Origin of the sequence: Rudanella paleaurantiibacter (assembly GCF_009184635.1) — a bacterium.
GTDB lineage: Bacteria > Bacteroidota > Bacteroidia > Cytophagales > Spirosomataceae > Rudanella > Rudanella paleaurantiibacter.
Genome location: NZ_WELI01000022.1, coordinates 1 through 13269, shown reverse-complemented (window position 1 = coordinate 13269; position 13269 = coordinate 1). Strand labels below are relative to the sequence as shown.

Below are 13269 nucleotides of genomic sequence, written 5' to 3'. Positions count from 1 at the left end.
AGTGCCTAAGAGTTAAAAGGTGAGGTTCAGGCCGCCGGTGATGGTTTTAGGAATGGGATAGGCGATAATGGTTTCATTAGCCGCATTCCGCTCTGGATCACCCAGCGAGAAGTCAGTGAAGGTGAGGATATTCTGTCCGTTTACAAAGGCCCGAACCCGGCTTACGCCCAGCCGTTTGGTCAGTGTAGCAGGCAGTGTATAGCCTAACTGAATATTCTTAAGCCGCAGGTAAGAGGCATTCCGCAACCAGAAATCTGAAACCTGAAAATTCTGAGGATATCCATTGGCGGTGGTCAGACGTGGGTACTTTGCGTCCGGGTTTTCGGGTGTCCAAGATTCTGTTAGCCAGTCCTGAGTAACACCGGCCCCATTACGATAGGGAAAACCCAGGTTGGCATTGACGTAGTTAGTCACGCCTTCAACGCCCTGCAAAAACGCGGAGAAATCCAGACCTTTGTAATCGGCCCCAAGGGTAAAGCTGTACGTGTATTTTGGAAAGGTGTTACCGATAACTTCCCGGTCCTGATTATCGATCTTGTTATCGCCATTAAGATCGCGGTACCGAATATCGCCTGGTAGGGTGACGGTGTTTTGCCGGGGCGCACCAGTGATTTCATCTGCATTCTGAAAGTACCCCATCGCACGCAGTCCGAAGTATGAATCGATAGGATAGCCTTCGAAAATAACCCGATTACCATTGAAAATTTGCTGTCCATTGGTATTCAGCACCGTGTTAGCCACCTGTGTCAGGTTTCCTCCTACGTTATAACCTACTTTACCAATTTTATCGCGCCATGCAAGGGCTACCTCAATCCCCTTGTTTTGCACCTCGCCCACGTTTCGAACCGGCCCCGTCAGATTACCTACCTGCTGGGGGATATTCACCTGCCGGAGAATACCGGAGGTTACTTTGTTGAACCAGTCGACTTCACCCGTCAGTCGCTGATTGAAGAACCCAAATTCCAGACCAATGTCCGTCATTGTGGTCGTTTCCCAGGTTAGGTTTTGCTCCGCAATTTGCGTGATCGCCCCGCCCGTGACTACGTTGTTATTGAAGTTGTAGTTGATTCCCGAGGTAACGGTGGGAACAAAACCATATAGTTGCTGCGGCTGGCTCCCCAACTGACCCCACGAAGCCCGAAGTTTGAGGTTTGATAAGGCCTGAACACCCTTTAGAAATGCTTCTTCGGATAAACGCCATCCAGCGGAGAGGGACGGGAAAAAGCCCCAGCGCTTGTCGGCGGCAAAACGAGAAGAGCCATCGTAGCGAAAGTTAGCTTCAAACAGGTACCGGTCATTAAAGGCGTAGTTCACGCGCCCAAAGAAAGACATCAGTCTTGATTGGGATGACGTCCCCTGAACCACCGGATTGGCGCTGCCGGCATTCAGCTCGGAGATCTCGTTGGCGAAATAACCCTGATTAGCCGCGCTAAAATTACTGTTGCTGAACATTTCCAGGCTAAACCCGGCTAAAGCATCGACCGCACTGCGGCCCATCACTTTATTCCACGTAAGCGTATGAAAATTCGTCAGGCTCAAAGCGTTGTTTAACTCCTGACGCACACCTCGGGGAGGAATATTTCCCATAGGAGCAATGGCTCCGGTTTTGGGCTGCTTCAGATCAATAGATGGGTTATTAAATTTTTGCGTAGCAAAGCTGATGTTGGGGGCAACCGTTACCTTATATTTCAGATTGGCCGGCAGCTGCACTTCGGCAAACAGGTTAAACAGAGCACTGAAACTGCCATTTTTCCGGAAGCCTTCCAGCGCCAGTGCATACGGGTTCCGGTAGAAGTTATGACCCGGTACCCGCACCCATTGGTCTGCATAAGATCCATCAGCCAGCGTGGCAACCTGCATCGGTAGCCCCCGGTAAATAAGGCCCATCAACCCGCCTTCACCGTTCCCTTCATCGGAGGTAAAGGCCGTTTCACGGTAATCCCAGAAGTTCGCTATGATGTTCCCGCCAACGCGCAACCGGTTGTTGATCTCAGACGTCAGGTTGGTATTGATCGAATACCGCTTGGCTCCCGAGCCGATCAGCACACCCTGCTGATTCAGATACCCCATAGACAAGGCGAACGAAGTGCGCTCATTCCCACCCGAAAAGCGGATATTATGCTCCTGCTGGGGGGCTTTTCTGAACATAATGTCAAACCAGTTTGAGTTTGGGTAGATGTACGGGTCGGTACCCGTCTTATACTCATCGATAAGGGCCTGTGGATACTCGGCGGGGCTCCCCTGATTAGCCAGGGCCCGGTTCTTACCTTCCATATACGCTACCGCATTGGATACCACATCCGGGAATGTAGTGGCTTCCTGGTAGCCTCCATAGCCATTGTAATCTACTTTGAACCGACCCTTTTCACCTCCGCGCGTTTTCACAAGGACCACGCCATTGGCAGCCCGGTTTCCATAAATAGCCGCGGAGGCAGCGTCTTTCAGGACAGTTATACTTTCAATATCAGCCGGGTTAATATCCCGCAAGCTGTATTCTACCCCGTCGACCAGGACCAGTGGATTGGTGTTAGTCCCAAACGAACCAACCCCTCGAATACTGATGGTGGCCCCATCATTACCCGGCCGTCCCCTCGACATGTTGACGTAGACCCCGGAAAGTCCTTGTAGTGCCTGGGATGAATTAGTGATGGGCCGGTTAGCCAGAAACTTCTGGTCAATTGTTGCAACGGACCCCGTCAGGTTTGCCCGCTTTTGCACTCCATAACCAACTACGACTACCTCACTAAGGAGTTTATCATCGGGGACCAACTGAAGTTCAAGGGTTGTCCGGCTACCAAGGGCTATCTCCTGTGTGGTATAGCCTACCATCGAAAAAACCAGAATCCGCTCCCCTGACTCCGGCACATTCAGCCGAAATCTACCCTCAGCATCCGTTGAAGTCCCTCGGGTAGATCCTTTAAGTAAGACGTTTACCCCGGGCAGGCCTTCGCCGGTTTCACTCGTTACCCGTCCATTGATCAGCTGGTCCGCGGTTTGTAAGCTGGTAAGCTTTTCAGCGGGAAAAACCTGTACGCTGCTGGTTGGAGAGGCCGTCGAGAGCTGCTTCAGAATGATTTGGTTCCCAATAATGGTGTACGTAAGCTGGAGCGGTGGCAGAAGGTTATTCAGGATATAACCCAAGGTTGCGTTCTGCGCCTGATACGTGAGTTTGCGATTCGCCTGGATGATTTGAGGGCTGTAGGAAAATTTGATACGGGTCGATCGTTCTATGGAAGTCAGAACGGTTTTAACTTTCTCATTATACACCTCAATACTCAACCGACGGTCAAGCAGTTCCTGTGCACTGACGTCGGTTGCCCAGGACAAGCCGACAAACAGGCAGGAAACCAGCAGTTGAACCATCGAAAATTTCATAATCCTCAACAGTAAAGGGTTACTTTTTTTCATACTTTTAACGGTAGTTGTTCGATTGTTTGAGTTCGGGCAATACATCCCCATGCAGCCTCTGGAAGGCTGGGCCGCAATGCATTGTCAATGGGCAGGGAGTCAGCCAGTGGTTGTGCAAGAACCACTGGCTTTTTTGGGAGTGGGGTAGGGGGTTATACCTTGGTCATAGGCCGGTTGGGTTTACGGTTAGGTTTACAGATTTTTACAGCCCTTTGCAGTAAAAATGACCTGACCCTCAACTATCTCGTACGTAGCACCGATAGATTGGGCAATAATCTCCAGCTTCTGGAATAAACTTTCATCCGAGAGCGAAGCGGTCAATTCGCAGTCCTCCAGCACCTCGGCATTATAGATGATGTCGATGCCGTAGGCCGCTTTAAGCCGTTCCAAAACCTCTACTACAGGTGTTTCTTCAAAGACAAAGCTGTTCTCGACCGGGATCGTGGTCGGTAAAAGAGCCGGCTGCTCAACAATAGATTTGGTGAACTGCTCATTTCGTCGAGAGAAAATCACCTGCTGGTTAGGCTGCAGCAAGACACCATCCAGAGCTTGTCGGGGCAGTTTAACGTCCTTGCTTGTGTGGCGGTAAACACTAACCTGTCCATGCTGAACCTGCACGACCAGGTTATCCGCGTTTTCTAACGCTTTCACCACAAAACGGGTACCCAACACCTTCGTCACAATCTTACCCGCAAACACGTAGAAGGGCTTTTTAGGATTTCTGGTTACCTCGAAGGTGGCTTCGCCTGACAAATAAATCGAGCGATCATCCTGGCCAAGATTGGGTGCATAACTTATTCGGCTTTGGGGCTTTAGCCAGACCTGGGAGCCATCTGGCAGGGTGATTTCTCTGATCTGATTCGATAGATTCACCTGTTCAGTTTTCGCTTGGGGCAACTGGGCAACCTGCTCCCGGTACGAATAGCCGGTATCTGTAGGGTAACGGTTTAGCCAGAGGCCTGCCCCGAGTGCCAATGCGACACTGGCTGCGGCAGCAGTTCGGAACCAGGACTTTTGCCAAATTGGAACTACCTGGGTAACGCCTTCTTCCACATATCCGGCCTGTCTGTTTGTTGCTCTGATGCGCGCGAGTAAGTACGCTTCAGCTTCTTCTGAAAGGTAGGTACGAGCATAGGAGGTTAATCCCAGGCGCACCGCTTCCAGTAGCTGAACCGCCTGTTGCCAATCTTCTCTCTTGTGCGGGTGCGCCTGCAACCATTCCTCCCAGCCTTGCGTGGATTGTGCAGTTGGCTCCAACTGATGCTTCAGAAAAGCGTCATCACAAACAAAGTCAGTGGGAGAATAATGTTGGTAGGTGGAGCGCACAGAAACAGTTGTTTTTGTCAGTAGATGACAAAGTGACTGTTTTCATACTCGGACAAATGCGAATAAATTTAGAAAAAGTAAAATAAATGCCAGTAGCCATTTTCGGAGCTTTTCGACGGCCCGGAAGACCAGATTCTGGGCCGACTGCCGGTTTATATCTAGGACCTGGGCAATCTCGTGGTAATCCATTTCTTCGACAAACCGTAGGCGAACAGCCTCCTGCTGGCGGGGTGGTAGCTGGCTAATCAGCTTTTGGACCAGTTCCTGGCGGTTTGTCGTCTCCTGCTGCTCGGAGAGAAGCTCCTCTGAAGACGGTTCCGCCCAGAGTTCATCGAATTCTACCTGAGACAGCGGCTGATAAGGGCGTTCTTTTCGCTGCATCAGGTGAATCATGCGTGTTTTCAGGGCTTTCAGTAAATAGAAGCGAACGTTTTCAGGTTGCCCAAGGCGGTTTCGCTTTATCCAGAGTTCAGCAAATACATCATGAATACAGTCCAGAACAAAAGCTTCGGAAATGGGCGTCAGGCTCATACCATAGCGGTACATTGGCCGGATATGAGTCCGGTAAAGACTCGTGTAGGCCTCTTCGTCTCCCTGCTGGAAAGCCTGCCAAACCTGAATATCGTCTGTATGTATCGACACGGCTAAAGATTACATGGAAAGTGACAAATAAGCCAATACAGCATGGTAGCCTGCATTCTACAAATTAAAAATGAAACCATCAGGCTTTAACTACTTCTCTCGGATTCTAGCCATTTGTCATCCGGGAAAGGCAGTTATTAACTCATTACCGGGGCGGACGATTTACGGGCTCAGCTTCAGGCGTTTGAAAAGACAACCACGCCAAAGTTTAACGCTTAGCGTATCTCTGGTTTGTTTGGGACGCAGTACCATTGGCAAATGATCGCATTGAGTATAAGGGCACCAAATGTATCAAACGCGTGTTATATTGCAATCAAATGAGACTGATTTAGTCACTAATTACCCCTATGGCAACCCAACCCGCAATACATACACAAAATCTGGTGAAGCTCAGTCCGCTTCAGTTGATCGACCGAGCCCGACAGGGACTAGTTGGGACCGAGCCGGGCCGGGTGGCCGGGTTGTTGCAGATTACCGACAAAGAAATGGCCCGCCTACTGAATCAGTCGGTGGCCACCTTTCACCGGCAGACCAAACTTCAGCGATTAGACCCCGCTACTTCCGAGCGACTACTGTTGCTCACCCGCTTAGCCCTATACGGTGCTACGGTGTTTCAGGATCAGGGTAAGTTTACCCGCTGGTTGCGCCGACCCCTGCGCCTGCTGGCCGACCGTTCTCCGCTGGACCTACTAGACAGCACCACCGGGATCCAACTGGTGGAGGATATTTTAGGACGTATTGAATACGGCGTGTTTAGCTAATGGCTGAAGATCCAATCCTGCTTTACCGGATTCAGACCGATGCGCATCGGGACACGATTCTGGATGGTATTGGTGCCCGTATGCGGGGTGGGCGCTGGAATGCGAAAGGTCGCCCGATGGTTTATACGGCCACCACACCTGAACTATGCTTCCTTGAATACATGGTTCATCTGGAAGGTACCCCACTGGCCGACCTGCCTCCACTCATCCTTTGTGAGATTGCAGTGCCGGCAAAGTGCATTACGTATTTAGACGTGCATCAGCTACCGAATGGTTGGGACTCCCCCTATGCTACCCCGGATGGGCTACCCCAATTTGCCGATGAACAGTTTAGACGACATAACACGTTAGCGCTGGCGATACCCTCCGCCGTAGTACCACTTTCCCCATCCCGAAACGTACTGGTGGATCCTCTTCACCCGTTACGAGCTGCCTGTCAGGTAGTCCGTATTATTCCTTACCCCATTGATCCCCGGCTACCAACAGCCTGAAGTTATTCATCTAAGGTACTTGGCATAATCAACCCGTCGAGCCTTCTTCACTGTGTCGAAGTTGGTGGAAGGCATAGTGGCACATGGGTATGGTGTAAGAATGGGTTGCGATACCACTTCAGATCATTTTGAAACAATAATAGTTTGTTCATACGATCACTCTGACTTGAGTATATTTCTTAAACCCCTGCTATCAGCATAGAACTGTGCTCCAGGGCAGATACTAATTATCTATACAAAGCATACTCTAAGTATGTGCCTCTCGCCCATTTATACTCTCGGTACATCCTAAAACGAGTTCATTCATTCTACGAGATCGTGTTTTGTCAAAACACTCAAAACCTATCAATAATTGACAGCAAAAATCAATAATTAAACTATCTGCATTTCTAAGGGGCACGATAAGGGCCTTATCTGAATTGGCATACTATTGGCAAATCTATGCGTACTATTCGCCTGAAAAACAGGATTCAGTGATTTATTGCTACTCATTTCTTGCCAGCATTATCCTTGCTGGCCTGTACGCATGAAAAAAAATAGGGTTCGCTAAATACAGTATTTTAAGAAGGGGTAGGGGAAGTTAGACCATAACCCTTGCCAGGATGCGACTAGTAAAGTACATCTACCACCACCGACCCCATATAATCCAATGCTTAAGCATAGGTGCTGGTTTGTAGATTCTCAAACTCCATATCCCGACAAGCCAATTCACACTAAACAAACTCGTAAAACTTCATGGACTTCTTTTTCACTGACTATTATCGCCGAACCATACTGGGTTATTCAAACGGATTAAAATTAGTCCTCGGGATGTATTTGAAAGCGGAGAAACCCGAAAGTATCGGTTAAGACGGGTCCGTCATTTTTTTGGCTTGTTATCAGGAATCATTAATCGGCAAGGGAAAAGCCCAAAAGGGGCTGATGAGACACATTTAGTCTTTCTTTCGTCTATCCGCCAGATCGCCTATTTACTGAGTAGCGTGAAAGCAGATGAAGACGGCTGGTTCAAGGCAACGTCAATAACATCCAATGCGTCAGTATCATCACTCAACTTATACGATCTAACCTATCAGGACGAACAAAGCGGGCAAACAATATCGGCATACGTTATTCTGTACGATGCCGGGTTTGGGCAAGACCTTCAACAGCATCCAGAGTTAGAGAAAGCCTACAACCAACTTTTCTGGGGTAATAAGCCGGTTATTGTCCTGACAACCTATCCCTCGGCCGGCAATGGCGTTAATCTTCAGTACTACGGGGAAAGAAGCGACTTTGAAAATCATCGGTCTGCGGGCAAGCGGGATTTTCGGTATCTCCACCTATTGGATAGCCCTTATTTCTACTTCAATGGCATAAACAGGGAAGCAACAACAGCTGAGAACCTGGCGGCAATCAAACGGGACGTCTACAGCCTGATGAAATTACTGCACGCCAAGCAACTTTCAGAAGCGCACGCCATTAGTCAGCTTAGTAATATTCGGAAGATCGATCGCTTCAACAGGCAATATGTAGCTATGCCCGATGGAGTGTTGAACCAGTTAAGCGTATTCATTCAGGCTATAGGACGTATCGAGCGCGTTTGGCAACCTACTCCTCAACAAACCCTTTTCGTTGACCGGAGTGTCTATCAAGCGTTCGAGCAGTTTTGTACAGCTGAGGAATTCAAATCAGAACGGAACAACTTTCTTCGGTATGCGTCGGCCAGCATGCATCAGGTTATCAACCTCCTTTCGGGGTATGCCCACAAACACCGTACTCACATTGAGGACGAGCTACATGATATTCGCCGGGCGAACCTCCAGGCGAAAGCGGCCATACATCAACTCGTCGTCGAAATTCAACAGTTTCGTCAGCATGGTAAACCCGCTGACATTCGAAATCGGTGGCAACGGCTGCGCGAGGATGTCTTAAGACACACCATGCAAGCCCATTCGATTGAGGAAATTAAGGGGACCTTTCAAACGGACTATATTCTGGATGGGACTCTTTACATTAACAAACATCAGCAGATAGCGCCACCTTCCACCCATACCGCTGAATTTGAACCATGGAATCTGAACAGTGTTTACTACCCGCTCACGCGGCAAAAGAACTCTGCTTTAACAAATTATTTGCGGGTTCGGGGGTATGAGCTTGGTTTTCTGAACTCTGGGCCTTTTTTCCTCCCTTACGTCTATCAAGCTATCCTAATGGGGGCGATAGGCGAGGAGGCAACGCAGGCTATTCTAAGCATGAAAGGGATACTGGCCACTGCCGAAGTCATTCCTGATCGTCTTTTTGAAGTAGTTGACTTGCAGGTTGTCGACCGACCTATATACATTGATTGTAAAAATTTCGGTACCCGTACTATCACGCAGTTTGCCCTACCTCCCGATGATCCTTTGTATCATCCCGCCCTTAATGATACCCACTTTAAAGGCAAAATGATCCACAAGTGGCACCAGATAGACCATTACCAACAGACCGAACCATCTGGAAAACGTGTCCTTCAAAGCCCAGAACCAATTCGGTTAATTGTTATCAATCTGGTTAGTGATGACGATGGGGCTCTTCGCTATTATGATACTCAGTTTGAACCGGTTGGTTCGTGGGAAGATGCCCGTATCGTTGTATTGACAGGTGCACTAAAAACCAATCCATCCACGGCAATCGATTTGCTTACTCCAGCATTTCATGCATTGGCAGCACACTTAACCCTCTGAACTGTATCACCCTCCACAAGCTATGTCTATTCATGTAACACCTCCTCCAGCAAAGCGGGCCTTTCCAACCGAAAAGATTCTCACGAATCAACTTTACATTGAGTTTCCACCCGAATGGTCAACGCTATCCAAGCGCTATACGATCTACCGCTATCAGCTTACGGAAGCCCAAAATAACCACCGGCGCTTCGCTGACCGAAACTTCTTTGCCCGATTTACCAATGCCTACAAGAACCAGTTCGATCGCCCTTTCTACTTTTATACCTACGACGCCCCTTATGCGTCTTTATATTCACTGATACCTAATGACCAAAAGCCTGAACCCTGGTTTTACCCATTCGGCAGTACGCCCCAAACCCAGCCTGAAGAAATTGCGTACCAAACATTGGCACCTGACGAGGTAAGGCCCCACGTTTTGCTCAAGTTAATGATGGCGCTTTGTTTTTATGAAGCAAGCCCAAACGAACAGGATCGGAGGGTATGTCAAAATAAGTTCTATCTCCGTATAAAGGGGAAACACAAAGCAAATTGGCAGACAGTTGTTGAGTTCAAGCCATCCGTTTCCAATGCGGGTTCCGGTTTCCAACTCACCCTAAGCGTCGAAACGCAGCGGTTTAGCCGCGTTCGTACCGCCGAGGGCAAGGCAAGTGAATCAATGGCATGGGGAAGTACGTCTACTTTCTATGAACTCTTTGAGAGTCGTGGTCACACCTACCTTCGGCAGCTACGGCCCAGTCAGCTTGCTTCCTTTTCGGGTGACTTGTATCAGCAAGCCCCGATCAAAGGGCGTAAAGCGAAATCCGACTGGCATAATGATGGAGCAAATTATAAAGAGAGTCGCTCCTTCGCTGTACGGCATGTACAGGAACGGTTTCGAGCGTTTCTGACATCCTACGGATTTAACGTTTCTCTCGGAGAAGAATCACTATGCCGACAACCTACGCAGAACAGCCCACTACCGGTACAACGTCTTGGGCAGATTCAGGTACTTGATAACCGGCTTAACCGGTCAGGGGTAAGCACAGATGTTTATCTCAACTGGTTAAACGACTATCCATTTCATACCAGTGATGGGTTGATTCCCCTACAGTTCAGGTTAGTCTCTTTAGCAAGTTTGAATGAAAACCAACCCTTACTCGTATTGCAGGACGTTGACCCTACCGCGTTTGGGCTCGACGAAAACGACAAGCCCCGCCTATTAACCGAAAAAGGCGTTCAGGATCCCTACCAAATTCTTTACAAACAGTACCCACACGTTGTCAAACAGTCCCTAAACGTTAACCCAAACCGGGGAGAAGATTTCGCAATTGCAAAGGATTACTTAACCTACTCCTTCATGGCACCCTCCATACAGCCTATGAGCGAGGGGTTTGGTGAGGGTGAGCTCGACGAGCAACAGGCTACCCGGCATAGAGCCAATCTGGAACGAAATCTGGAGGTTTGCCTCAGCGAATTGTGGTTAAAATGGGTGATTACGGGTAAAGTCTCCTGTCTTTCCTCAATGCCTTGTCTACCATACATGAGCCAACTTGTCAATGCATGGGGCTTCATTTCAAACAATGTGTTGCTATTTTTTGAGGATGGACAAATCCGGTTTTCAGATCTTGAAACACCGGCTGGTAAAAGGGTACTGCAGGAACGATTCATTCCATGGAGTACCATTAGAAATACCTTTCTCACCAGAATCGGTAAAGATGAGAAGAGGGCGGATGTCGCCCTTATCAACGCTCATTTCATCCTGGTAGACCAGCAGGTGCTTGAGTTAGAAAAAACAGAGGTTATCGCCATGCCAAACTGGCCCAGGATCCTGGACATAAAAGCGCAGGATCCTGGTAAATCGGCGCGAAGTCGCGAAGCTATTGGAGTATATGCCGGAGGCATATGGTACTCAGAAAGTCCCTATCAATATGTTGTCAGTAGTATGACTTCCAGTGCCGGCCGGGAAGAACGTGGACATCATTTCTACCGGATACATGTGTACAATGAGGACTTACCTGTCCCTATGGCCACTTTACTCTCCTTGCTGGCAGTCTCATTTGTACGGAAGAACCAATTTACTGTCTGGCCTTATCCTTTCGATCTGATCCGACTACATCGTGAGGTATCTTAGTCGATCGCACCCGACTGTAACAAAAAAGGGGAGGAGCACCCAAGCCCCCCCCTTTTGTAATAGATTACGACACAAGCTCCTCAGCCTCCCTGATAAACTTTGCGGTAATCGTTTTCAGTTTGTTGTGGTTTATATTTGCCTGATGCGGATCAGAGTTTTCTATCGTGAATAAATCCGGATCTTCAGCAAACAACCAGGATATGTTTAGATTATACTTCATTCTATAGAAGAAAAGTAAGTTAAGGAGCATCGTTAAACTGATGCTTAGCTTGTTTTCGCTTCTAAAAATTACGTTCTGGGATATGTTCAGCTCCTGAGCAATCTCATACTGGCTTTTATTCAGCATGGTCCTGAAATGGAGCAATCTGGCGCTGAGAATATCTTTAATGGTTTCTGAATTTGACAGTTTTGAAAGGTGTTTGATACCTTTTAAAACTGGTTTAGAATCAGTCTCCCCTTGAGGGAAATAATCAGCCAAAGACTCAAAGGCCTTGTTCTTTTTGTTTTGCATAGATTTCATTTGTTTACTGAGCTTTTGATGAATTCCTATCAAATATAAGGTCATTACCTTACAATTCCAAAAAATCAACGATGATAATCTTTGAAAATCCCAATGAACGACTCGCCCATTTTATAGAGCATCTTCAAATGACTGTGACTCGTTTTGAAAAGGAAACGGGTACTAGCATAAGCTCAATAGCTAGATTTATAAAAGGGAATGATCTTGGCATTAAAACGTTGGTACGCATTTCAAATCGATTCCCCCAACTGAATATCGATTGGCTTATTACAGGTAGAGGAGAAATGCTTGTCGCTCCTGATTCTCTTTCCGAAACAGAGTTGGCCGAACATATTAGCCAACTAAAAAGAATTGTAGGGTATCTGGAAGATACGTTTATCAGAAATCCATCGATGTGAAAGGCAATAACACATGATAGGCATATGGGTTAAAATAGTTGGCCCACCCCGTGGCAAGATATGTATTCGGGAGTGGGCCAAAAGCTAACAACTGAATGAGGCTATAATAGTAGCTATACAGTAACAAGTCTTTCTTAAAACTCACAGTTTAGGCTTCGGTCTGCGACTGACTCCACCCCCTACCCCTTTATTCCGTTTTTTCCGGGGTTCGGGGGTAAAGGCAGCATCAAACGCTGCGCTTAAGTGGTTGGTATTGTCTGTACCTATTGGCTGTCCCATAAGGCTCTCGATGTAGTCATCCGTTTGCGTTTCGGCTACGTCCTTGCTTGATTCAATCCGTAGTGGCCCTTCGGTTTGTGATAAGGCTTGCAAGAGCGTATTAGGATCGCTTCGATAGGGGCGTAGATCTTCCGCCTTACCCGTAATGTAGTTCACCTGTTTGGTAATAGTCCCCGGATGGTTGCGGTCGATGGCCACAGCCAGGTTTACCATGGCACGGCCCCGTTCTGACTGTAGGGCGGCTACCTGCTGCTCGTAGTAGCGTGGGGTCGGAGCGATACCGGCCAGTAGGGGTTTGAGGGTTTCGGGCAGAGCTACGTAGCTTTCCGGTGGGGAAAGGAAGTGGCCGATTCGGTTGCCGCCGGGCGTTGCCTGAATGACAAGCCCTCGACTGTAGAGGGTCTTCAGCGTTGCTGTAAGGTCATGCTTCACGGGATGCAGGGCCAGGACGTGTTCTACGGACTGCGTGTTAAGCATCGCTGCCTGTTTGGTAAAGGCGGATGGTCCTAGAGTGTGTGGACAATCAGAGCAACAAAATCATACTTGAAGCCAGATGAACCATCGCCAAGAAGCTGCTGGCTGTTTTTTCGTAGCGAGTTGCTACCCGGCGATACTGTTTCAAGCGGTTAAAA

10 protein-coding genes and 1 pseudogene are annotated in these 13269 nt (G+C 48.4%); 5 read left to right on the top strand and 6 right to left on the bottom strand.

What is annotated here, in order from left to right; translation table 11 throughout:
• Positions 1–12 precede the first annotated feature (12 nt).
• The 3 genes from F5984_RS26000 to F5984_RS25990 form a co-directional block, all read right to left on the bottom strand.
• Entirely contained in the window at positions 13–3375 is a 3363-nt protein-coding gene (locus tag F5984_RS26000) for a SusC/RagA family TonB-linked outer membrane protein (protein WP_246169406.1), read from the bottom strand.
• Between the two features lie 225 nt (positions 3376–3600).
• Positions 3601–4734 (bottom strand): FecR family protein, encoded by a 1134-nt coding sequence (locus tag F5984_RS25995; RefSeq protein WP_152127266.1) that lies wholly within the window; start codon positions 4732–4734, stop codon positions 3601–3603.
• Positions 4735–4776: 42 nt separating this feature from the next.
• A complete protein-coding gene (locus F5984_RS25990) occupies positions 4777–5376 on the bottom strand; it encodes an RNA polymerase sigma factor (RefSeq protein ID WP_152127264.1) in 600 nt (199 codons plus the stop codon).
• A gap of 347 nt (positions 5377–5723) precedes the next feature.
• On the opposite strand from F5984_RS25990, the gene parS reads away from it, so the two are divergent.
• From parS to F5984_RS25970, 4 genes are all read left to right on the top strand, one after another.
• On the top strand, positions 5724–6137 hold the full coding sequence (gene parS, locus F5984_RS25985) for a type II RES/Xre toxin-antitoxin system antitoxin (protein ID WP_152127262.1): 414 nt from the start codon (positions 5724–5726) through the stop codon (positions 6135–6137).
• Complete coding sequence (locus F5984_RS25980) at positions 6137–6628, top strand: RES family NAD+ phosphorylase (RefSeq protein WP_152127260.1); 492 nt, start codon at positions 6137–6139, stop codon at positions 6626–6628. Before parS ends, F5984_RS25980 begins: the two co-directional genes overlap by 1 nt.
• Before the next feature lie 872 nt (positions 6629–7500).
• The gene (locus tag F5984_RS25975; protein WP_152127258.1) at positions 7501–9330 is read left to right on the top strand and encodes a hypothetical protein; all 1830 of its coding nucleotides are present in this window, start codon (positions 7501–7503) and stop codon (positions 9328–9330) included.
• 22 nt (positions 9331–9352) lie between these two features.
• A complete protein-coding gene (locus tag F5984_RS25970; RefSeq protein WP_152127256.1) occupies positions 9353–11440 on the top strand; it encodes a hypothetical protein in 2088 nt (695 codons plus the stop codon).
• A 64-nt stretch (positions 11441–11504) separates the two neighbouring features.
• Here F5984_RS25970 and F5984_RS25965 read toward each other — a convergent pair whose 3' ends face one another.
• On the bottom strand, positions 11505–11951 hold the full coding sequence (locus tag F5984_RS25965) for a hypothetical protein (RefSeq protein WP_152127254.1): 447 nt from the start codon (positions 11949–11951) through the stop codon (positions 11505–11507).
• An 80-nt stretch (positions 11952–12031) separates the two neighbouring features.
• Here F5984_RS25965 and F5984_RS25960 point away from each other — a divergent pair, with 80 nt between their 5' ends.
• Positions 12032–12358, top strand: coding sequence for a helix-turn-helix domain-containing protein (locus F5984_RS25960; protein WP_152127252.1), 327 nt, complete (start codon positions 12032–12034; stop codon positions 12356–12358).
• Positions 12359–12499: 141 nt separating this feature from the next.
• On the opposite strand, the gene F5984_RS25955 is transcribed toward F5984_RS25960, so the two are convergent.
• Together F5984_RS25955 and F5984_RS26850 are read right to left on the bottom strand one after the other, a co-directional pair.
• The gene (locus tag F5984_RS25955; RefSeq protein ID WP_152127250.1) at positions 12500–13114 is read right to left on the bottom strand and encodes a hypothetical protein; all 615 of its coding nucleotides are present in this window, start codon (positions 13112–13114) and stop codon (positions 12500–12502) included.
• A gap of 46 nt (positions 13115–13160) precedes the next feature.
• A pseudogene (locus tag F5984_RS26850) lies at positions 13161–13269 on the bottom strand (IS5-like element ISMra2 family transposase); the annotation flags it as partial.

What these genes read in the sequence shown, in the direction of transcription:
- parS (WP_152127262.1), top strand. Translation starts at nt 5,724, where the DNA reads ATGGCAACCCAACCCGCAATACATACACAAAATCTGGTGAAGCTCAGT.
- F5984_RS25955 (WP_152127250.1), bottom strand. Translation starts at nt 13,114, where the DNA reads ATGCTTAACACGCAGTCCGTAGAACACGTCCTGGCCCTGCATCCCGTG.
- F5984_RS25970 (WP_152127256.1), top strand. Translation starts at nt 9,353, where the DNA reads ATGTCTATTCATGTAACACCTCCTCCAGCAAAGCGGGCCTTTCCAACC.
- F5984_RS25965 (WP_152127254.1), bottom strand. Translation starts at nt 11,951, where the DNA reads ATGCAAAACAAAAAGAACAAGGCCTTTGAGTCTTTGGCTGATTATTTC.
- F5984_RS25960 (WP_152127252.1), top strand. Translation starts at nt 12,032, where the DNA reads ATGATAATCTTTGAAAATCCCAATGAACGACTCGCCCATTTTATAGAG.
- F5984_RS25980 (WP_152127260.1), top strand. Translation starts at nt 6,137, where the DNA reads ATGGCTGAAGATCCAATCCTGCTTTACCGGATTCAGACCGATGCGCAT.
- F5984_RS26000 (WP_246169406.1), bottom strand. Translation starts at nt 3,375, where the DNA reads ATGAAATTTTCGATGGTTCAACTGCTGGTTTCCTGCCTGTTTGTCGGC.